17 protein-coding genes are annotated in these 20,927 nt (G+C 71.5%); 9 read left to right on the forward strand and 8 right to left on the reverse strand.

What is annotated here, in order from left to right; genetic code table 11:
• Positions 1-162 precede the first annotated feature (162 nt).
• The 5 genes from ACWD4G_RS43175 (at position 163) to ACWD4G_RS43195 (ending at position 5,563) form a co-directional block, all read left to right on the forward strand.
• Positions 163-747, forward strand: coding sequence for an Rv1733c family protein (locus tag ACWD4G_RS43175; RefSeq protein ID WP_451303775.1), 585 nt, complete (start codon positions 163-165; stop codon positions 745-747).
• Between the two features lie 278 nt (positions 748-1,025).
• Complete coding sequence (locus ACWD4G_RS43180) at positions 1,026-1,478, forward strand: DUF485 domain-containing protein (protein ID WP_451303777.1); 453 nt, start codon at positions 1,026-1,028, stop codon at positions 1,476-1,478.
• Between the two features lie 14 nt (positions 1,479-1,492).
• Positions 1,493-3,154, forward strand: coding sequence for a solute symporter family protein (locus ACWD4G_RS43185; RefSeq protein ID WP_451303779.1), 1,662 nt, complete (start codon positions 1,493-1,495; stop codon positions 3,152-3,154).
• Positions 3,155-3,297: 143 nt separating this feature from the next.
• A complete protein-coding gene (locus ACWD4G_RS43190) occupies positions 3,298-4,266 on the forward strand; it encodes an acetylxylan esterase (RefSeq protein ID WP_451303781.1) in 969 nt (322 codons plus the stop codon).
• A 124-nt stretch (positions 4,267-4,390) separates the two neighbouring features.
• On the forward strand, positions 4,391-5,563 hold the full coding sequence (locus ACWD4G_RS43195; protein ID WP_451303783.1) for a serine hydrolase domain-containing protein: 1,173 nt from the start codon (positions 4,391-4,393) through the stop codon (positions 5,561-5,563).
• Between the two features lie 423 nt (positions 5,564-5,986).
• Here the strand turns inward: ACWD4G_RS43195 and ACWD4G_RS43200 are convergent, their stop codons facing one another.
• Positions 5,987-7,609 (reverse strand): ATP-binding cassette domain-containing protein, encoded by a 1,623-nt coding sequence (locus ACWD4G_RS43200; RefSeq protein ID WP_451303785.1) that lies wholly within the window; start codon positions 7,607-7,609, stop codon positions 5,987-5,989.
• A gap of 203 nt (positions 7,610-7,812) precedes the next feature.
• Positions 7,813-8,571, reverse strand: a complete 759-nt coding sequence (locus tag ACWD4G_RS43205; RefSeq protein ID WP_451303787.1) for a class I SAM-dependent methyltransferase — start codon at positions 8,569-8,571, stop codon at positions 7,813-7,815.
• 64 nt (positions 8,572-8,635) lie between these two features.
• Here ACWD4G_RS43205 and ACWD4G_RS43210 point away from each other — a divergent pair, with 64 nt between their 5' ends.
• Entirely contained in the window at positions 8,636-10,222 is a 1,587-nt protein-coding gene (locus tag ACWD4G_RS43210) for an alpha-amylase family glycosyl hydrolase (RefSeq protein ID WP_451303789.1), read from the forward strand.
• 31 nt (positions 10,223-10,253) lie between these two features.
• On the opposite strand, the gene ACWD4G_RS43215 is transcribed toward ACWD4G_RS43210, so the two are convergent.
• From ACWD4G_RS43215 to ACWD4G_RS43240, 6 genes are all read right to left on the reverse strand, one after another.
• Positions 10,254-12,194: a hypothetical protein gene (locus ACWD4G_RS43215; RefSeq protein WP_451303791.1), complete on the reverse strand. Its 1,941-nt coding sequence runs from the start codon at positions 12,192-12,194 to the stop codon at positions 10,254-10,256.
• 279 nt (positions 12,195-12,473) lie between these two features.
• The gene (locus ACWD4G_RS43220) at positions 12,474-13,232 is read right to left on the reverse strand and encodes a DUF5995 family protein (RefSeq protein WP_451303793.1); all 759 of its coding nucleotides are present in this window, start codon (positions 13,230-13,232) and stop codon (positions 12,474-12,476) included.
• 96 nt (positions 13,233-13,328) lie between these two features.
• Positions 13,329-14,135 (reverse strand): SDR family NAD(P)-dependent oxidoreductase, encoded by an 807-nt coding sequence (locus tag ACWD4G_RS43225; protein ID WP_451303795.1) that lies wholly within the window; start codon positions 14,133-14,135, stop codon positions 13,329-13,331.
• Positions 14,132-15,433: a histidinol dehydrogenase gene (gene hisD / locus ACWD4G_RS43230; RefSeq protein ID WP_451303797.1), complete on the reverse strand. Its 1,302-nt coding sequence runs from the start codon at positions 15,431-15,433 to the stop codon at positions 14,132-14,134. Before hisD ends, ACWD4G_RS43225 begins: the two co-directional genes overlap by 4 nt.
• A 43-nt stretch (positions 15,434-15,476) precedes the next feature.
• Entirely contained in the window at positions 15,477-16,412 is a 936-nt protein-coding gene (locus ACWD4G_RS43235; protein WP_451303799.1) for a VOC family protein, read from the reverse strand.
• The gene (locus ACWD4G_RS43240) at positions 16,409-17,407 is read right to left on the reverse strand and encodes a fumarylacetoacetate hydrolase family protein (RefSeq protein ID WP_451303801.1); all 999 of its coding nucleotides are present in this window, start codon (positions 17,405-17,407) and stop codon (positions 16,409-16,411) included. The genes ACWD4G_RS43235 and ACWD4G_RS43240 overlap by 4 nt, the downstream gene beginning before the upstream one ends.
• A gap of 358 nt (positions 17,408-17,765) precedes the next feature.
• Between ACWD4G_RS43240 and ACWD4G_RS43245 the strand changes: the two genes are divergently transcribed.
• The 3 genes from ACWD4G_RS43245 to ACWD4G_RS43255 are packed head-to-tail and all read left to right on the forward strand — an operon-like array spanning position 17,766 to position 20,919.
• The gene (locus ACWD4G_RS43245; protein ID WP_451303803.1) at positions 17,766-18,890 is read left to right on the forward strand and encodes an FAD-dependent monooxygenase; all 1,125 of its coding nucleotides are present in this window, start codon (positions 17,766-17,768) and stop codon (positions 18,888-18,890) included.
• On the forward strand, positions 18,887-19,945 hold the full coding sequence (locus ACWD4G_RS43250; RefSeq protein WP_451303805.1) for an amidohydrolase family protein: 1,059 nt from the start codon (positions 18,887-18,889) through the stop codon (positions 19,943-19,945). The genes ACWD4G_RS43245 and ACWD4G_RS43250 overlap by 4 nt, the downstream gene beginning before the upstream one ends.
• On the forward strand, positions 19,942-20,919 hold the full coding sequence (locus ACWD4G_RS43255) for a cyclase family protein (RefSeq protein WP_451303807.1): 978 nt from the start codon (positions 19,942-19,944) through the stop codon (positions 20,917-20,919). The genes ACWD4G_RS43250 and ACWD4G_RS43255 overlap by 4 nt, the downstream gene beginning before the upstream one ends.
• The last annotated feature ends 8 nt before the right edge of the window (positions 20,920-20,927 follow it).

Genomic DNA, 20,927 nt, shown 5'->3' on the forward strand with positions numbered 1-20,927 from the left:
ACCCGCTCATCCCCGCTCGCTCAGCCCCTCGCCCCGGGCCCCGTTTCCATAATTTCTGGCCCAAACCATGCCATCGGCGCCTCTTTCGGGTACACCGGAAGTGCGGACCAGTCCTAACCGGGGTTCTCGTAACGGAGGACCGCGCCGGTGAGGGAGGGCGAGATGCAGGGCCAGGTGTTCGGGTGGCGGTGGCGCCGTAATGAGCTGCGCCGACGCTCGGACGTCGTCGAGGCGTGGACGGTGCTGGTCGTCGTGTTCCTGCTGGTCTTCGTCGCTCCGGCGACCGGTGTCGCGGTGGGCGTCTGGGCGCACGGGGACGCGCGGGCGCACGCGGCGGCGGAGCGGGCGCAGCGTGATCTGGTGAGCGCCGTGGTCGTCGAGAACGCCCCGGCCGCGGTGCCGTCGGCGCACGGCGACAAGCAGCCCCTGCACTGGGTGCGGGCCCGCTGGACCGAGCCCGACGGAGGCTCCCGGACCGGCGAGGCGCAGGTGCCGGCGGGCACGAAGCGCGGCGATCGCGCCGATGTCTGGCTGGACGCGTCCGGCCGCAGCGTCCCGGCTCCGCCCACCGAGACCGCCGTCTGGCAGCACGCGCTGTCCATGGGGACCTGCGCCACGGGCGGTGTCGTGGCCCTCGTGCTGGTCGCGCACTTCACGGTGCGCCGTATCGCCATCCGGCATCGGCTGGCCGAATGGGAGCGGGAGTGGGCGCGCACCGGGCCCGACTGGGGGCATCGCTGGGCGTGACCGCCCGGAGGGTGCGCGGCCGCCGGATCTGACCCAGGAAAACCCGAACAATGCTCAGCTAAAAGCTGTGCGATGAATGTCGGCCACCCTCAAAACATCCACACAATCCATCTCCACAAGGCGGTTGATACTTCAATAGCCGCACTGACATACTCCCCCTTCTCCCCCACAGTTTCCGCACAGCGGGTTGATCCCGCGCCGGTCGAATTCCCCTGGGATCAATCCGCGACCGGTCAGAACCGAGTGTGAGAGACATAAAGCAGCGAAGAGGGTGCATTGTGTCCAACTACACGGCACGGTACGACAGTTCCGTCCCGTTTCCTCCCCCGCCCGACGCGGGAGGTGATCCGTTCTCCCCCACTCCCGGCAAGGGACGCACAGCGAACCTCCAGACCGTACACGCACACCCTGAATTCCGTTCAATAAGTGCCGCATATCGCCGTTTCGGCGCCTGGTCGACCGCGCTCTCGGTCGGTGGATTCCTGCTGTACGTGCTTCTGTCGAGTTTCGTACCGGCCGTGATGAATCACCGGCTGATCGGACATCTGACGATCGGGCTGACGCTCGGTCTGGCCCAGTTCGCCGTCATGGGCGTGACCGCGTGGCTGTATGTCCGGCACATGCGCAAGAACGTCGATCCGGTCGCGCGCCGGCTCCGGGCCCAGCTGGAGGACCGTGACGCCGAGCAGCGGCGTCGTGTCCCGGCCGGACGGCGGTTCCGCACGTGGTGACGACTCCTTGTCCGATGGTCACGATGTCCGCGAGCGTGGCCGACGCCTTCGGTCTGCGGCTGACGTTCGTGCTGTTCCTGACCGTCGTCGTGATCACCCTGTTCACGGCGCTGCTGACCGCCCCCCAGCGCGACGAGATCAGCGAGTTCTACCTCGGCAACCGCGATATGTCGCCGCTGCGCAACGGCCTCGCGATGTGCGGCGACTACCTCTCGGCCGCGACGCTGCTCGGCAGCACCGGCCTGGTCGCCCTGACCGGCTACGACGGTCTGCTTTATCTGGGCGGCACGGTCGTCGCCTGGATGATGGTGCTGCTGCTGATCGCCGAACCCCTGCGCAACTCGGGCAGGTTCACGCTCGGCGACACCCTGGCCCGGCGGCTTCCGCTGAAGCAGCGGCCGGTACGGCTGGCGCTGGCCATCTGCACGCTCACCGTGTGCACCCTGTACCTGGTGGCCCAACTGGTCGGCAGCATCGCGCTGATGACCCAGTTCGTCGGTGAACCCGGCCCGACCGCCCGCCTGATGATCGTGATCATCATCGGCTCCATCGTCACCATCTACGCCGCGATCGGCGGTATGCCGGGCGCCACCTTCATCCAGATCGTCAAGGCGGTCATGCTCGTCGCGGGCATCTCCGTGGTCGCCGTGATGGTGTTGAACCGCTTCAACTGGAACATCGACGGACTGCTGGCATCCGCCACCGAAGGCAGTGGCCTGGGCGCCGCGTACCTCGAACCCGGTCTGCGCTACGGGGCCGGACCCATCAGCAAGATCGACTTCTTCAGTCTGCAACTGGCCATCGTGCTCGGCCTCGCCGCGCTCCCGCACGTCATGATGCGCATCCTCGCGCCCCGGCAGACCCGGGTGCTGCGGGCCTCCGTGGTGTGGGCGACCGGGCTGGTCGCGTTCGTCTGTCTGATGGCCGGATTCGTGGGGCTCGGCGCCACCGCCGTGGTGGGCCGGGGGACCATCCAGGACATCGACCACAAGGGCGACGCGGCCGTACTGCTCCTCTCCAGCGAGCTGGGCGGCGAGTTCCTCACCGCGATCGTCTCCGCGCTGGCCTTCGTGACCCTGCTCGCCGTGGCGGCCGGTCTCACCCTCGCCGCGGCCTCCTCCGTCGCCCACGACCTCTACGGCGAGGTCATCCGCAAGGGCAGGGCCAAGGAGACGGAGGAACTGGGCGTGGCCCGGATCGCCGCCGTCGGCATGGGCGTCCTCGGCATGATGTTCGCCCTGCTGGCCTGGGGCAACAACACCGCCACCCTGGCGTTCCTGGCGTTCGCGATCGCCGCGTCCGCCATCCTGCCGGCCATCGTCTACAGCCTGTTCTGGCGCGGCTTCACCGCCCGGGGCGCCCTGCTCAGCCTGTACGGCGGCCTCGCCTCCTCGGTGCTGCTCGTGCTGTTCTCGCCGGTCGTGTCCTCCACGCCCGACTCGGTCTACCCGCATGCCGACTTCGCGTGGTTCCCGCTGCAGAACCCGGGCATCGTCTCGATCCCGGTGGGCTTCCTGCTGGGCTGGCTCGGCTCCCGTCTCGGTCCCCCGCAGGAGGCCGCCGTGTACGAGGACTTCGAGGTCCGGGCGCTGATCGGCGCCGACCAGCGCGAGCCGGCGCGGGGCGGTGAGGCGCCGGTGAGCGTGGGAGACGGCGGCAGCGCCTGGCGCCGGTGAGCGTGGGAGGCAGGGGCGGCGCCCGGCGCCGATGAAGCACCGCTGAACCGTGGGCGTCGTACCGCCGAGTGACCCTTGGCGGGGCCGCGACGCCCACGTACGGTGTGATCATCCGCACCTCAGAACTCAAAAGGTGGTCCTTCATGGCCCTGTTCGACCTGCCGTTGGACGAGCTCCGTGGTTATCGAAGCGCTTCAACGGAACCCCAGGACTTCGACGCGTTCTGGTCGAAGACCCTCCAGGAGTCCCGTGAGCACGACCTCGACGCCCGTTTCGAGCCGGTCGAGACCCATCTGAGGACGGTCGAGACCTACGACGTCACCTTCTCCGGGTTCGGCGGCCACCCCGTGAAGGGCTGGCTGGTCCTCCCTGCCGGGGCGACCGAACCGCTGCCCACCGTCGTGGAGTTCATCGGCTACGGCGGCGGCCGCAACCTCCCGCACACCCATCTGCTGTGGGCGTCGGCGGGCTACGCGCACTTCGTGATGGACACCCGGGGCCAGGGCAGCGCCTGGGGCGGGGGCGGCGGCACCCCCGACCCGGTGGGCGGCGGCCCCGCCTTCCCGGGCTTCATGACACAGGGCATCGACGCCCCCGAGAACTACTACTACCGCCGTGTCTACACCGACGGCGTACGCGCGGTGGAGGCCGCCCGCTCCCACCCCCTGACCGACGCCTCCCGTACGGTCGTGCTCGGCTCCAGCCAGGGCGGCGGTATCTCCATCGCGGTCGGCGGTCTGGTCCCCGACCTGGTCGGTGTGGCCCCCGATGTGCCGTTCCTGTGCGACTTCCCGCGCTCGACGACCCTCACCGACCGCGACCCGTACCGCGAGATCGGCAAGTACCTCAAGACCCACCGCGGCCACACCGAGCAGGTCCGGCACACCCTCGCCTACTTCGACGGCGTCCACTTCGCCGCGCGCGGCCGGGCGCCCGCGCTGTTCTCCGCCGCCCTGGAGGACCAGACCTGTCCGCCCTCCACGGTCTTCGCGGCGTTCAACGCCTGGGCCGACGACGACAAGCAGATCGAGGTCTACGAGTTCAACGACCACGAGGGCGGCGGCCCCTACCAGGAGGCGACGAAGCTGCGCTGGCTGGCGTCGCGTCTCTGAGGCGCCGGCCTCCCCGGTCCACAGCTGGACGGCTTCCCTCCTGTCCGACCAGTCGGTACGTTCTGGGGGCTCGGGTGATCCTGCCCGGGTCTACCGGTGAGGGTGGAAGGCGGAGGGGCGACGCATGTCCGAGGTACCCGAGGTGTCTGACGTACAAGGTCACTGCGAGGCACGGTTCCAGGGTGTGCGGGCGGCGTTCGTGGAGAACTTCGCCGACCGTGACGAGCTGGGCGCGGCGGTCACCGTGACGCTGGGCGGGCAGACCGTGGTGGACCTGTGGGGCGGCTGGGCCGACGCGGCACGCACCCGCCCCTGGGAGCGGGACACCGTCGTCAATGTGTGGTCCACGACCAAGGGTCCGACGGCCCTGTGCGCGCACATCCTCGCCGACCGGGGGCTGCTCGACCTCGACGCGCCCGTGGCCTCGTACTGGCCGGAGTTCGCGGCGGCGGGCAAGGAGCGGGTCCTCGTACGGCATCTGCTGTCGCACCGGTCGGGGCTGGCCGGGCCGCGTGAGCCGCACTCGTTCGCCCAGCTGTGCGACTGGGAGCTGACGACCCAGCGGCTGGCGGCTCAGGAGCCCTGGTGGGAGCCGGGCGCGCGGTCCGGGTACCACGCGATGACGTACGGCTTCCTCGTCGGGGAGGTGGTTCGGCGGGTGTCGGGGCTGATGCCGGGCGCCTTCCTGGAGCGGGAGGTGACCGGGCCGCTCGGGATCGACTTCACGATCGGGCTGCCGGAGAAGGAGGCCGGCCGGGCCGCCGAGCTGGTGCATCCGCGGGCCGCGACGACCAGTGAACAGGCCGCGGTCTTCGCCCAGTTGACCCCCACCGCGCTGGCCGCCCTCGCCAACCCGGTGGTCGGGGCCGCCGAGGCCAACACCGCCGAGTGGCGGGCCGCCGAGGTGCCCGCCGCCAACGGCCACGGCACCGCACGAGCCGTGGCCGCGCTGTACGGCGTACTCGCGCTGGGCGGCACCTGGGCCGGGCGGCGGGTGTTGTCACCGGAGGCCGCCGAGCGGGTCCGCGAGGGCCAGGGCGTCTGCCGTGACCTGGTCCTCGGGGCGGGCTTCGGCCGTGACACCGAGGTCGCGCTCGGCCTGTGGCTGAGCGGCCCGCACGGCTCGTACGGCCCCAACCCCAGAGCCTTCGGCCACGACGGCTACGGCGGCTCCTTCGGCCTCACCGACCCCGAGGCCACCCTCTCCATCGGCTACGTCATGAACCGCATGGGGCCGCATATCGCCGACGATCCACGGAAGACGGCGCTCGTCGAGGCGGTGTACAGCGCGCTCTGAGGGGGCGGGAGGGGCGCGGTCGGGAGAGGCACGGCCGGGCGGCGCCGGTGGGCCGCACCGGCGTGGGCGGGGCCAAGCGAGGTGGGGCGTCAGGGGGCCGCCGCTCTGCCGCCCCACCTCCCTGTCGCCTCGCCCCCGCCCCTCGTACCACCGCGCCACCTCGCCGCCCAGTCGCCTCCGCCTCCGCACCGCCCTGCCACCGCGCCACCTCGCCGCCCAGTCGCTTCCCTCCGTACCGCCCTACCACCGCGCCACCTCGCCTCGCCGCTTCCCCCCGGCCACGCCGCCTCCCCGCCCGCCGCGCCGTCCCGCCACCGCGCCTGCCTGCCCCCGTCATGGCGTGGGCCGGCCTGTCAGCCGACGGTCCACCTGAAAGGTCGGCCAAGAAGCCGGGGCACGCCCTTCCCCTCCTCGTCCCGGTCCTCACCCCACCTCCAGCCGCGGCCAATCCGACAAGTCCCGCAGCAGTTGTCGGTCGTGCGTCGCGATGACGACCGCGGCGTCGGTCTCGTGGAGTGCCTCCGTGAGTTCGTCGACGAGGGTCGAGGAGAGGTGGTTCGTGGGTTCGTCGAGGAGGAGCAGGCCGGGGCGGGAGGTGAGGGCCAGGGCGAGGTCGAGGCGGCGGCGCTGGCCCTGGGACATGCGGCCGACCGGGGTGCGCAGCGCCTCGGAGTCCAGCAGGCCGAGGGAGCGCAGCGGGACGGCCTCGCTGTCGCGGAGGACACCGCCGGCCACCAGGCGTCCCACATGACGGGCGTGGACCTCGTGCGCGGTGAGCGCGGGGTCCTGCTCGGCGGTCTCCTGGGTGAGCCGGACGATCCGCGCCCCGCTCGCCGCCACGACCCGCCCGGCGGTGGGTGCGAGCGCACCGGCCAGCACCGCGAGCAACGTGGACTTCCCGGCCCCGTTCGGCCCGGTGACCAGCAGCCGGTCACCGCCGTCGAGGGTCAGGTCGACGGGCCCGGCCAGCCGCCCGGCGACCTCGACGCCGTACGCCCTCAGCTGTGGAGCCCCCGGCCGGACCCCGAAATCGGGCCGGCGCAGCACCGGCGGCGGCTCGGGGATGTCGAGCCGGTGCGCCTCCAGGGCCTCCCGCTGCCGGTGCAGTGCCTGTACGACGCCGGGGGCGCGGGACTGCCGCTGGTGCTTACCGGTGCCCTTCTCCGGCCGCCAGCCGGTGGAGAGCCGGTCCTGGGCCCGGGACACCGCCTCCCGCAGCCGCCGGTGCTCGGCCTGCTGCTCCTCGTGGTCCTGCTCCCAGCGCTCGCGTTCCCGCCGCCGGGCGTCCTGCCAGGCGTCGTAGCCCCCGGCGTACAGGCGTGGCCTGCCGTCGCGGGTCGGGTCGAGGTCGAGGAACCGGTCGGCGACGGCGCGCAGCAGCGCCCGGTCGTGGCTGACGACGGCGAGGCCGCCGGGGTGTTCGCGCAGTCTGCGGGTGAGGAAGTCCAGGCCGTCGGCGTCGAGGTGGTTGGTGGGCTCGTCGAGCAGCAGGACGTCGTGGTGGGCGCCCAGCAGACAGGCCAGACGTACGCGGTAGCGCCGGCCGACGGAGAGGGTCGACAGGGGGCGGTCGCGGTCGACGCGGGCGCCTAGGGCTTCGAGGGCGACGTCGATGCGGCGTTCGGCGTCCCAGGCGTCGAGCCGGGTGGCGGTGTCGAGCGCGGTGGCGTAGCGGTCGTCGGCGCCGGGGGCACCGTCGGCGAGGGCGAGGGTCGCCTCGTCCAGCGCGGCGAGGGCCGCGAGGGAGGGGGCCAGCGCCTGGGAGGTGAGGGTGCCGACGGTCTCGCCGTCCCGTACGGAGAGTTCCTGCCGGGCCAGTCCGATGGTGCCGGCCCGTCGCAGGGTGCCCTCGTCGGGGGTGAGCAGTCCGGCGAGGAGGTGCAGCAGGGTCGTCTTGCCCCGGCCGTTCTCTCCGACGACGGCGAGACGCGACCGCGCGGAGACGGTGACCGAGACGTCGTTCAGGACACGCCGGGACCCTCGCGTGACGGTGACGCCCTCGACACGGATGTGCGCGCTGTCGCCCGCCTCGACGGGCGTGGTCATGGCTCGGGGGGTGGGGTTGAGGTTCAACGGGTGCTCCGCAGCTCGCAGGGGAGCCGGGCAGCGAAAGGGGCCGCCCGGCGGGAACCGGGACGGCGAGCGCGGATTCAGCAGGGTAAGGCGCCGCCGTCAGCGGGCGGAACGGACCTTCTGCGACCAGATACCTCGTGCCATGTCGGCGATGCTAACAACGCCAGGGCCGTCGTTCATCCGGTTATCGGCGCGGGCGGCGGTGACGGCTCGGAGCGGGTCGCCACGACCATGCGGCACCGTGGGCTGCCGTCGGCCCGGTGGCCGAACTCGGGCAGGGCGAAGAGGTCCACGGTGAAGCCGGTCCGTTCCAGCTCGGTGCGGACGAGGCCGAGGCGGAAGGGCCGGTAGTACATGACGAAGGGCGGTCGCCACAGCGCGTTGCGGACCCGCATCGCCGTGTCGAAGCCGAGTGCCGCCCAGTACCAGGGCGAGCGGGGCGGCGCGGGCGCGGGCAGCGGGAACGCGAAACGGCCGCCCGGCCGCAGTACGGAGTGGACCTGGGCGAACAGCGCGGGAAGTTGCTCGGGCAGGAAGTGACCGAACGCCCCGAAGCTGACGACCAGGTCGAAGTCCGGCCCGAAGGGCAGCGCGAGGGCGTCGCCGCGCACCCAGGAGACGCTGGGCCCGTCGGCCACCGGTACCCGTTCCTGCCCCACGGCCAGCATCCCCGCGCTGATGTCCACCCCGGTGACGCTCTTCTCGCACAGCTCGCGCAGGACCTCCATCCCGGCCCCGGTGCCGCAGCACAGGTCGAGGCCGTGCTGGAAGGGGCCCATGGAGGAGAGGGCGGCCCATACGGCGTCCAGGACGGTGTCCGGGGTGCGGAACGGGGTGTGGTCGAACTTCGGCGCGAGGAGGTCATAGCCGTGTTCGACGGACGAGAGCGCCTGAACGGCGAGTTCGCGGAGGCTGGGGCCCTGCGGGGAGAACATCACGTCAGCTTAGGCCCAAGCCGGGGGCAGCGGTCGGGGGGTGCGCTCGCTTATCGTCCGATGTATGACTTCGTTCCGTCCTGCCCCGACCTGGCTGGCCGACGCCGTCTTCTACCAGATCTATCCGCAGTCCTTCGCCGACTCCGACGGGGACGGCATCGGGGACTTCGCCGGGATCACCGAGCACCTCGACCATCTGTCCTGGCTGGGCGTCGACACCGTCTGGCTGAACCCCTGCTTCGTCTCGCCGTTCCGCGACGCGGGCTACGACGTGGCGGACTACCTCACCGTCGCCCCGCGCTACGGCTCCGACGACGACCTCGCCAAGCTCGTCGACGAGGCGGGCCGGCGCCGTATCCGTGTCCTCCTCGATCTGGTCGCCGGGCACACCTCCGTCGACCACCCGTGGTTCCGGGCCTCCGCGAACGACCCGGACGACCACCGCTACATCTGGACGGCGGACGGCCGCCCGGACGGTTTCGTCGACTCCCCCGGCTCCCGCCCCGGCGCCTACCTCCCGAACTTCTTCGACTCCCAGCCCGCCCTCAACTTCGGCTACGCCCGCGACAACCCCGCCGAGCCCTGGCGGCTCCCGGTCGACGCCGAGGGCCCGCGCGCGAACCGGCACGCCCTGCGCACGATCATGGACCACTGGCTGAGCCTCGGTGTCTCCGGTTTCCGTGTGGACATGGCCGCCTCGCTGGTGAAGGACGACCCGGGGAAGGCCGAGACCTCCGCGATCTGGACGGAGGTGCGGCACTGGCTGGACGCCGCGCACCCTCAGGCGGCGCTGCTCTCCGAGTGGGGTGAGCCCGAGGTGTCGATCCCGGCGGGCTTCCACGCCGACTTCTTCCTGCACTTCGGCGGCCCCACCGACGGCCTCGCCCTGCGCTCCCTCTGGAACAACAACCACGGCACGGTCAACGAGGTCTGGGACCCGCTCGACTGCTTCTTCGACCCCGACGGCGGGGGCTCGCCCCGCCCCTTCGTCGAGGCCTGGGAGCGGGCGGCCACGGCGGTGGGCAACCGGGGTTCCATCTCCCTCCCCACCGCCAACCACGACTTCTCCCGCCTCAACTGCGGCCCCCGCACCGCCGAACAGCTCCCGGCCGCCTTCGCCTTCCAGCTCACCTGGCCGACGCTCCCGGCGATCTACTACGGCGACGAGATCGGTATGCGCCACATCCCGGGCCTCCCCGACAAGGAGGGCAGCGTCCTCGGGCCCCGCTACAACCGAGCCGGGTGCCGCACCCCCATGCAGTGGGACGACACCCCGAACGCCGGTTTCTCCACCGCCCCGGCCGAGCGCCTCTACCTCCCCGTCGACCCCGCCCCCGACCGCCCCACCGTCGCCGCCCAACGCGCCGACGACACCTCGCTCCTGAACCTCGTACGCCGCCTCATCGCGCTGCGCCGCACCACACCCGAGCTGGGCTCCACCGGTTCGCTCCAGGTGCCGCACACCGGGTACCCGTTCGTGTACGTGCGAGGGGGACGCTTCCTGGTCGTGGTCAACCCCAGGCGCGGCGAGGCGAGTTGCCCGTACGACGCCACGCCCCGCCGGACGCTGGAGGCGGCGGGTGTGACGTTCGACGACGGCCTGATCACGGCGCGCGGCTTCGGTTACGGGATCTTCGAAATCGGCGGCTAGGCGGCCGGCCAAGCGGCCCGGGCGGGGCGCCCTACTGGACGGTCAGGACGAGGGCCCCGGTGTACGTCCGCCCGGCCTCGACGGCCGTGGTCACCCCGTCGACCGTCATGGTCAGCGACTTCCCGCGTGGAGCGCGGACGCTCGCGTCGCCGTCGAGGACCAGCCGGGTGAGGTACGACGTTCCCGTGACCGTCCACGAGGAGCCGGAGTTCAGGTGGACGATCACGCCGTTGTTGACGGTGGCCCGGGCGGTGTTGGTGACCTCGCCGAGTTCGTGGAAGTTCGAGGCGTCGATGGTGGTGACCCGGTGCTTGGCCTCGGAGGAGGTGATGACGGACCGGATCGTGGAGTCCTCGAAGGTGAGGACCATGTTCTTGCCCTTGCGCATGGCGTTGTGGAAGTCGCCGTTCAGGGCGATGGAGGTGAAGGTGGCCGCGCCGTCGGTGGGGTGGACGGCGGTGACGTCGAACGCGGTGTCCTTGGTGGGGGCGTCGGTCGGCTCGGTGTAGACGCCGTTGTTGAGGAGCTTGCCGTCGACCATGACCGGGCCCGGGTCGTCCAGCTCCATCATCTGCAGGATGATCCCGTTGCGCGGGTTGAGGCGTGCGCCGTTCGAGCCGTCGACCGTGATGGTGGTCTGCTGGCCCTTGTTGAGGAAGGTGGCCTTCTCGGAGTTGATGACCGTGCCGCCGTCGAGGGTCAGCGTGCCCGTGCCGAAGAACATATAGCCGAAGTGGCCCGAGTCCACGACCGTGTTGCGGACCGGGATCGCGGCCAACTCGGCCTCGTTCAGCCCGAGTTCGAGTTCTGTGTTGAGCGCGGCGACGGCTTCGCGGGTGCTGTCGCCGTAGTGGACGGTGGCGGCGGGGCCCGCGCAGATGGTGGCGTAGCTGCCGACGTCGAAGCGTGAGCCGAGCACCTCGACGGTCGCGTCGCCGATGGCGTAGGTGCCGTAGCCGTAGGTGCCGGTGTTCCCGACGGTGCTGTTGATCGCCGTGAGCCGCAGTCCGCTGCCGCCCTCCACCGACAGGGCGCCCCAGGTCTCCGACAGGACGGTGGAGTTGACGTAGGTGGCCCGGCTGCCGGCGCCGATGAGGTTGGTGGCGCGGACGTTGCCGTCGATGCCGAGCATCCAGGGGGCCGACTGCATGTACTTGGTGTCGACGGTCGCCTGGTAGTCGTCGGGGAGGACGCCGTTGCGGGTGTGGATACGGGAGTTCTTGACGACGACGTCGGCTCCGGCGTCGGCGATGACACCGGTACGTACGGCGCCCTTGGTGTCGATGCGTGCCCCGTCCACGACCAGTCTGGTGGCCGCTCCGGCGCCGACGACGGCGGCGCCGTAGCCCACGAAGTCGCAACGGCCGTTCCCGGTGAGGGAGATGGTGGGCCGGTGGAGGGTGTAGGCGGCGTCCGTGACGTACACGCCGTCGAAGCACTCGCCGGTGGAGGTGATCGAGACGTTCCGCGCGTAGGCGTCGGTGAGCCGGCCGCCGAGAACGCCGGAGAGGACGGACCTGGCGCGGGCGACTCCGTCGGCGTCGACGTACAGGGCCTGCCGGAAGGGGAACGTGAGCGTCTCGAACGTCACCGGGTTGGCCTCGGTGACGGTGAGGACGACATCGCCCCGGTAGGTGCCCGCCTGGATCAGGGTCTCGGTGCCGCCGGTCTCCGTCAGGAGTTGGCCGGTCTCCACGCCGTCGACCGTGAGCGTGAGGCCGTGCCCGTCGGGGGCGACGAGCTTTCCTCCCTCGGCGATGGTCAGTCGGCTCACTCGGGTGGTCGCGGAGATCTCGTACGTCTCCCCGGAGCCGACCGTGATCGTGCCGCCGGTGGCGGTCGCGGCCGTCGCGGTGCCGATCGGGGCCGTTGTCGTCGCGGCCGAGGCCGTTGCCGCCGCCGTCGGGAGGAGAGCGGCTCCGGTCGCGGCGGTGCCGGCGATGAGGACCGAGCGTCGGGTGATCAGCGTCATTGCTTGCCTTCCCTGAGTTCGAGTGCGCCGTCGCACAGCGTGACCACGCGGCCGACGGCACAGGCCATGGGGATGACCCATGGCCGGCTCGGCCGAGGCACGGGGGGCGCTCAGGAAGGAGTGAATCAGCCCTGGACAGAAGGGAACAGCGGTCTCTCCCGCACATCCCGGAACGCGATCCGAGGCATCGGTTCGCCGGGCGCATGGCGATCACACAGTGTGCGCACAGTCGTGGCCGCCGATGTGATCGCCTCTCCGTGTCCCCTGCCGGGCGGAGGGTCACCGCAGGGCGTTGTCCAGGTGGGTGATGACGGCCGGGACATCGTCGCTCTCGGTGTTCCGGATCAACTCCAGGGCGGGCCTGGCGAGGCCGCCGGGGCGGGTGATCAACCGGGCGAGGACGGCGGCCCGGACGTCGAGGCGCTCGATGGTGGCCTCGCGCTGCTCCTCGCTCTGGCCGGCGAGCAGGACGGCGTTGAACCAGGCCTCCTCACGGGACCGGCGGACGCTGAAGTCGAGGATGCGCTCGTCGGTGCGGGCTCCGATCCGGTCCAGCAGTGACATCAGCGGTGAGAGGGCGCCGATCGAGTCCTGCACCTTCAGCAGCACCCGCGCGAGGATGTCGTTGATCAGCAGGAAGTCGTGCCGCAGCGCGTGGATGGCCTCGCCCGGGCCGGTCCGGGCGGCGGCGACCGCAAGGTCGAGGTTGATGTGCGCGTTCACGCCGAGCAGCAGGTGCTGGACGATGACGGTGTCGGCGTCGTCCAGCAGCCCGAAGGTCTCACGCCAGCAACGCGGCCCGCTCCGGTCGCGGCGCCAGGCGTCGTACGCGTCGAAGTAGCGGTTGCCGAAGAGCGTGTCGAAGCGGTCCATTCGGGCGCCGTCGTCGAACAGTCCACCGTGGATGGCCGTGCGGACCTCGACGGTGACCTGTCGGTACAGCGCCGCGAAGTACCCGACCCGGTCACGGGCGCGGACGGCCTCCCGCACGATCCCGGCAAGCCCGTCCACGACCTCGTCGATGTTCTCTGCCGCCATGCCCGGCTCCCCTCCGGCGGTCCCTCGATCGGCCCGCGCGCTCCGACTGCTGTCCAGAGTGCCGACCGATGGAGCCGGTGGGCCAGGGGTGTTCACTCAGGCGGGTGCGATCATCCCGGCCGAAAGGTCGATGTCCGCGCCGCACAACCCGGGCATGGCCAGCATCGCGAGCAGGGCCTGGGCGACCTCGTCCTGCTCCACCAGGCGGTTCAGGGCGGCACGGGAGACGAAGTCCCGCTCGGCCCGCTCCACGGTCACTTCGGTGAGTTGTGCCATGAGGCGGAAGTTACGGTCCATGCGCGGGCCCCGAACCGGGCCGGGCGAGAGGGAGTTGACGGACACGCCCAGCGGGCCGACCTCCCCGGCGAGCGTACGGGTGAGGCCGAGGAGGGCCATCTTCGAGGCGGTGTACGGGGTGCGGTTGAGCAGGGGCCGCTTGCCGCTCACGGAGGCCACGTTGACGACGTCACCGCGTCCGGCCGCGATCATCGGCGGGAGGAAGGCCCGGCAGAGCAGATAGGCCCCGCGTACGTTGGCCGCGAAGACGTCGTCCCACTCGTCGGGCCGGATGTCGACCAGCGGCTTCACCGGCCCGGCGACTCCCGCGTTGTTGACCAGCAACGACACGTCCTCGTCGGCCAGTTCGGCCCGGAGGGCGTGTACGGAGGCGGGGTCGGACACATCGCACACCGCCGTACGGGCCCTGCCGCCCTCCTTCTCGACCTCGGCCGCCGCCTCCGCGAGGGCCTCCGCGTTACGGCCGACGAGGAGCACACGGGCGCCCTCAGCCGCGAGGGCGAGCGCGAAGGCCCGGCCCAGGGGTCCGCCTCCGCCGGTGATCAGCGCCGTACGCCCTGCCACGGTCGTCCGGTCGGCACCCCTGCCCCGGCCTTCCCCGCTCATCCGGCGTTCCACGGCAGTTCGTCCCCGGCGGCCCGCGCGGCCCGGACGTCACCGGAGCGGGCGTGGCCCTCGAACAGCTCCACGCGGGAGGCACGCCCGCACAGTCGGCCGAGCAGGGCCTGTGAGCCGCTGTCGGTGACCTCCTGGTAGGTGACCGTCTTGAGGTACTTCCCCACCCAGAGGCCACCGGTGTAGCGGGCGGCGCCGCGCGTCGGCAGGACATGGTTCGTGCCGATGACCTTGTCGCCGAAGGACACACAGGTGCCCTCGCCGAGGAAGAGGGCGCCGTACTGGGTCATCCGGTCGAGGGCGAGGCGGGGCTCGGCGGTCAGGACCTCGACGTGTTCGAAGGCGAGGTCGTCGGCGAGGGCGTACATCTCGTCCGGGGTGTCGACGACATGGACCTGGCCGTGGTCGCGCCAGGCGGGCTCGGCGTAGTCGCGGGTCGGCATGGTGGGCAGCAGCCGTTCGACCTCGGCGAGGGTGCGCTCGGCGATCTCGCGGGAGGTGGTGACGAGGACGGCCGGGGAATCGGGGCCGTGTTCGGCCTGGGAGAGGAGGTCGACGGCGCAGACGAAGGGGTCGGCGGTGTCATCGGCGAGGACCAGGATCTCCGTCGGTCCCGCGAACAGGTCGATGCCGATCTCCCCGAACAACTGCCGCTTGGCCTCCGCGACATAGGCGTTGCCGGGCCCGGCGATCAGATTGACGGGGCGCATGGCGTCCGTGCCGACCGCCATCGCGGCGACCGCCTGGACCCCGCCGAGCAGCCAGATCTCGTCGGCGCCCGCGAGATGCATGGCGGCGACGGTGGCCGCCGGGATCTCCCCGTGGATCGGGGGCGTACAGGCCACCACCCGGGGCACTCCGGCGACCTTCGCGGTGACGACGGTCATGTGCGCGGAGGCGGTGAGCGGGTAGCGGCCGCCGGGGATGTACGCGCCGGCCGCGCGCACGGGGATGTGCTTCTGACCGAGCCGCACCCCGGGCAGGGTCTCCACCTCGAACTCGCCGAGGGAGTCGAGCTGACGACGGGCGAAGGCGCGCACCTGCTCCTGGACGAAGCGGATGTCGTCGATGACCTGCCGCGGCACCGACGCGACGATCTTCTCGACCTCCTCGTCGCCCAGCCGGAAGGACTCCGGGCTCCACTTGTCGAACTTCTCCGAGTACGCGCGTACGGCGTCGTCCCCGCGCTCCCGGATGTCGGCGATGACGCCGGCCACGGTCTCGCGCACCTGGTCGAGGGAGGCGGTGACCTCCGCCTTGGGGACGGCGTTCTTCAGGGTCTCTGCCACAACGGCGGCCTTTCTCAAGGGTTCCGAGGATCTGAGGGGGCGGTCAGACGGGCGGCGCTTCGAAGAGCACATCGGGGTCGTTGAACTGCTCCTTGGCGACCGACTCGCTCATCGGATCGGCGGTGCCCCACTGGTCCTGGGTCATCGGGTCGTCCACGTCATAACGGCCCGGATGCCACATGTCCTCCTCCAGGACGGCCAGTTCGGTCGTGTACTCGACGGTGTTGCCGTGCGGGTCGTGGAAGTACGCGAAGGTGTTGTCGCCGGCCAGATGCCGCCCCGGCCCCCAGGTCAGCCGGGCCCCGGCGCGCAGGGCCCGCCCGGTGCCGCGCATGTACTCCTCGACGCCGCGCATCTCGAACGAGGCGTGGTGCAGGGAGACATGGGGGCCGCGCGCGATGGCGAAGGAGTGGTGCAGGGGGCTGCACCGCAGGAAGTACATGAGGTCGCCCATGTGTGTGGAGTACAGGGTGTCGGTGAGCCGGAAACCGAGGTGGCGGACGTAGAAGTCCCGCAGCCGCTCGGGGTCCTGGGAGTTCACGACGCAGTGCGAGAGCCGTACGGGGATCGCCTCGCGCTCCTCGATCCGGCGGTGGGTGCGGGTGGCGACGTCCGCCGAGACCTCGACGACCCGCCCGTCCGGATCGAAGAACCGGAAGCCGTAGCCCCCGCCGGGTGTGTCCAACGCCCCCGGTTCACCGATGAGTCGGATGCCGTCACGCCCGAGCCGCAGCGCCAGCTCGTCGACGTCGGCGACGGACGCGGCCCCGAAGGCGACGAGGTCCATCCGCTTGTGTTCGTCCGCGCGGATACGGACGACGTACTGCTCGGGGCTGCCCTCGGCGGCGAAGAACGCGATACCGCTGTCGCCCGCGACCTCGGTGAGGCCCCAGGTGGTGCCGTAGAAGGCGCGCTGGGTGTCGAAGTCCGGTACGGCGAGGTCGACATGGCGCAGATGGGTGATGGGCTGGAAGGTCATCCGACGCTCCTGAGGGTGGTGCCGAGGCTCCTGACGGTGTTGCGCTGGTGGCCGAGGCCGGTGATCTGCGACTCCACGACGTCTCCGGGGGCGAGGAAAACCCCCCAGTGCGCGCCGTTCCCGGCCGGCGAACCGGTGAGCAGCAGATCGCCGGGGCGCAGGGTGGTGGTCGTGGAGACGTAGGCGATGAGCCGGGGGATGTCGAAGATCATGTCCTTGGTGGACTCGTCCTGGCGGACGATCCCGTTGTGGCGCAGGGTGATCCGCAGGTCGCCCGGGTCGCCGACGAAGGCCGCCGGGACGAGGAAGGGGCCGGTGGGGAGGAAGGTGTCGGCGTTCTTGGCGGTGAACCAGTCCGTTCCGATGGCCTTCAGGTCCGGCCGGTAGAGGCGGTCGCGGGTGGTGAGGTCGTTGCAGACGGTGTACGCGGCGACGTGCTCCATGGCCTCCGCCCCCGGGATGTTCCGGCCCGACTTGCCTATGACGAGGGCGAGTTCGAGTTCCCAGTCGTGCTGTTCGCCCCGCTCGGGGAGGACGATGTCGTCGTAGGGGCCGCACATGGCGCGCGGTGAGCCGAGGAAGACGTACGGCACTCCGTTCCGTATCCGCTCGTCCATCATCCGCTCGGCGTCGGCGCGGGCCTCCTCGGGTGTGGCCCCGTGGACGCTCTCCTTCTCGGCGGCGACGAGATCCACGACGTGCTTGCGGTAGTTGGCGCCGCTCTGCAGGATCTGGCCCGGCTCGATCGGGGCGAGGACGCGGAGTGCGACGAGGTCGTACCAGTGGTCGTCGCCGCGCTGTACGCCGGCGAGTTCCGTGAGTCTGGGGAAGAGGGCGTCCCACTCCTCGACGACGGCCCGGGTGGAGGGGGCCAGGTCGGAGAGGTCGCGTACCCGTGGGCCGACGACGAGCCCCGGGAAGGGGCCGGGCCGGTCGGCGGCGGCGAAGGTGCCGAGCGCGAAGGGGCCGGCGTGGGTGGGGAGGGGGTCGGGCACGGGCGTACTCCTCGCGAGAGGTACCGGCGGGTGGGGTTCGCTGGAACGTGGTTGCGCCCTTTCGACGCTAGGGAGCGCGGCGCGACGGCGGAAATGGCGATCCGCGATGCCTGCCATCAGTGCCCCGCAGGCCAAGTGATCAGCGGCCCATCGCCGTACGGGATGGATGACGTGCTCTTTGCCGATGCCTCGATCCGTTGACCCCGCACCGCCCTCGACCCAGTCTCGGAGCACCACAGCGGGGCCGTGACCTGGGCGGCTCCGCCGCGACGGGGTCCCTCCCGCTCACGAGCGAAGTCGAGAACGGGAAGCGACCAGCCACAGACGACCGCAGTCTCCCTACCGCCTAAGGACCCTCATGCCCATCAACCACGTCCTTGTCGTCGGCGGCGGAATATCCGGCAGCGTCCTTTCCCTGGCCCTCGCCCAGCGCGGCGTCACCGTCGATCTCGTGGAGATCTCCTCCCGCTGGTTCGGCGTCGGCCACGGCATCACCCTCCAGGGCAACGCCCTGAAGGCGCTCCGCTCGGTGGGTGTACTGGACCGCGTCCTCACGCGTGCCGTCCCCTTCGACGTCCTGCGGATGCTCCGCGCCGACGGCGAGCCGATCGCCGACATCCCCACCCCGCGCACCGGCGGCGAGGACCTCCCGGCGACCGCGGGAGCGCTCCGCTCGGACCTTCAGGACGCGTTGTGCGACGCGGTCCACGCCCATGGCGTCAGCGTTCGGCTGGGCCTGAGCGTGGAGCGGTTCGCGCAGTCGCCGGAGCACGTGGACGTGACGTTCACGGACGGTTCGACGGGCCGGTACGACCTGATGGTGGGCGCCGACGGCATCCACTCCACGATGCGGTCGATGATCGGCATCACGGCCCGGCCGGAACCCGTCGGGATGTCGATCTTCCGTGTGGTGGCCGAGCGGCCCGCCGAGATGCACTGCGCCGAGATCTACTACGGCGGCCCCCGCTACAAGGCCGGCTACAGCCCGATCTCCCCGGACCGCTGCTACGCGTATCTGCTCGACACCAACCTGGACGCCTCCCTGATCGGCCCCCGGGCCCCGCTGTCGCTGCTCCGGGAGCGCGGCGCCGGGTACGGCGGCACCTGGGGGAAGATCATCGCCTCGCTGCCGAAGGACACGGCGGTGGACTACCGGTGGCTGGAGTCGATCCTGGTCGACGAGCCCTGGTACCGGGGCCGGGCGATGGTGATCGGCGACGCGGCGCACGCCTGTCCGCCGTTGATCGCGCAGGGCGCGGCGATGTGCGCGGAGGACGCGGTGCTGCTGGCGGAGCTGGTCACCGGGGACGAGCCGATCGACCGGGCGCTGGCCGCGTTCATGGCCCGGCGGCTGCCCCGGGTCCGTATGGTCCTGGAGAACTCGCTCCGGCTCGCCGAGTGGGAGATCAACCCCGGTACCCCCGGCGCCGACCCGGGCGGCATCGTGGCCCGGACCCTGCGCAACCTGACGGCCGCCGCATGAGCCCGGCCCGGCCCACCGGTCCGACCCCGGTCGTGGTCCGGCCCACCGGTCCGACCCCGGTCGTGGACTTCCACGGCCATCTCGCGGTCCCCGCCGCCGACGCCCTCTGCGCCGGGACCGACGGTCTCGCCGCCGAACTGGCCGCCGAGCAACGCGCCCACTCCCCCGCTTCCCTGGCCGTCAACCGCGCCCAACTCCAGCGGCTGACCGTCAGGTTGACCGATCCGCACGCGCGGTTGGCCGACCTGGACGCGATGGGCGTGGACATCCAGGTCGTCGGCCCGATGCCGATGCACCACTACTGGGCCGACGAGGACCTCGCCGTACGGCTCACCCGCACCGTGAACGAAGCGGTCGCCGCGCACTGCGCCGAGGCACCGGCCCGGCTGTACGGCCTGGGGACCGTACCCCTCCAACACCCGCTTCTGGCGGTCGAGTTACTGGACGAGGCGGTCAGCACGCACGGCCTGTACGGGGTCAGTGTCTCGACCACCGTCGACGGCCGCGAGCTGGCCGACCCGGTACACGACCCGGTGTGGCGGCGGGCCGAGGAGTCGGGCGCGGTCGTCTTCGTGCACCCGTGGGGCTGTTCACTGGGCGAGCGGCTGGCCACCCACTACCTGGGCAACACGGTCGGGCAGCCGGTGGAGACGACCGTGGCCCTGTCCCATCTCATCTTCACCGGCGTACTGGACCGTTTCCCGAGGCTGAAGCTGGTGGCGGCGCACGGCGGCGGCTATCTGCCCACCTACGTCGGCCGCTCCGACCACGCCTGGCACGTACGGGAGGCGGACGCGCGGGGCTGCGCCGAGCCGCCCAGCCGCTATCTGCGGCGGATGTGGTTCGACTCGCTGGTGTACACCCCGCGCGGTCTGCGCCATCTCATCGAGGTGGTGGGCGCGGACCGGGTCGTCCTCGGTACGGATCACCCTTTCGACATGGGTGTGGACGACCCGGTGGCCCGGCTGGACGCCGCCGGGCTGATCGCCGCCGACCGGTCCGCCGTCGCCGGGGGCAACGCCCTCGACCTGCTGCTGAAAGGACGTAACCGATGACCCCCACACCGCTCGGTCCCATCGAGGAGGAGCTGGCCAAGGCTCGTGCCGCGTACCGTAATTGGGGTCGCTGGGGCGACGACGACGTGCTCGGCACGCTCAACCACATCGATGACGCGATACGGGCGCACGCGGCCGGGCTGGTCCGGCGCGGGCGGTCGTTCTCGCTCGCGCTGGAGTTCAACGAGTCGGGCCCGCAGCGCGGTTTCCGGGGCCGGATCAACCCGGTGCACTACATGAAGGACACCGGGTCGGACGCGGCGGCCGGCACCCAGGGCTTCCCGCATGGGTTCGGCGGCGCGGACGACCATGTGGTGATGCCGTTGCAGGCGTCCACCCAGTGGGACGGCCTCGGCCATATCTTCGACAACAAGCAGGCGTGGAACGGCCGTCCCTGCACGATCGTGAACGGCGACGGCGACTCGGTGACCGGTATCGAGCACATGGCGGACGCGTTCACCGGCCGTGGAGTCCTCCTGGACGTGGGCCGCGCGGTCGGCGACGAACGGGGCGAACTCCCCGACGGCTTCCCCATCCTGGAGGAACACCTGCGGGCCACCGTCGAGGCCCAGGGCGCCACCTCGACCGTACGGCGCGGTGATCTGGTCCTGGTCCGTACCGGGCAGTTGGGCCGGGTGCGGCGGCTCGGCGAGTGGGGCGCGTACGCGGCCGGGGACGCGCCCGGACTGTCGTTCACCACGCTCGGCTGGCTGCACCGCACGGAGATCGCCGCGATCGCCTCCGACACCTGGGGCCTTGAGGTACGGCCGTACGAGTTCGCCGAGCCCGCCATGTCGCCGCTGCACCAGATCGCGATCCCCAACATGGGGCTGCCGCTGGGCGAGATGTGGGATCTGGAGGAGCTGGCGGCGGACTGCGCGGCCGACGGGGTGTACGAGTTCCTGCTGGTCGCCGCCCCGCTGCCGGTCACCGGAGCGGTGGGCGCCCCCGTCAACCCGATCGCGATGAAGTGAGGGGCGCC

Source organism: Streptomyces sp. NPDC002643 (assembly GCF_053592555.1).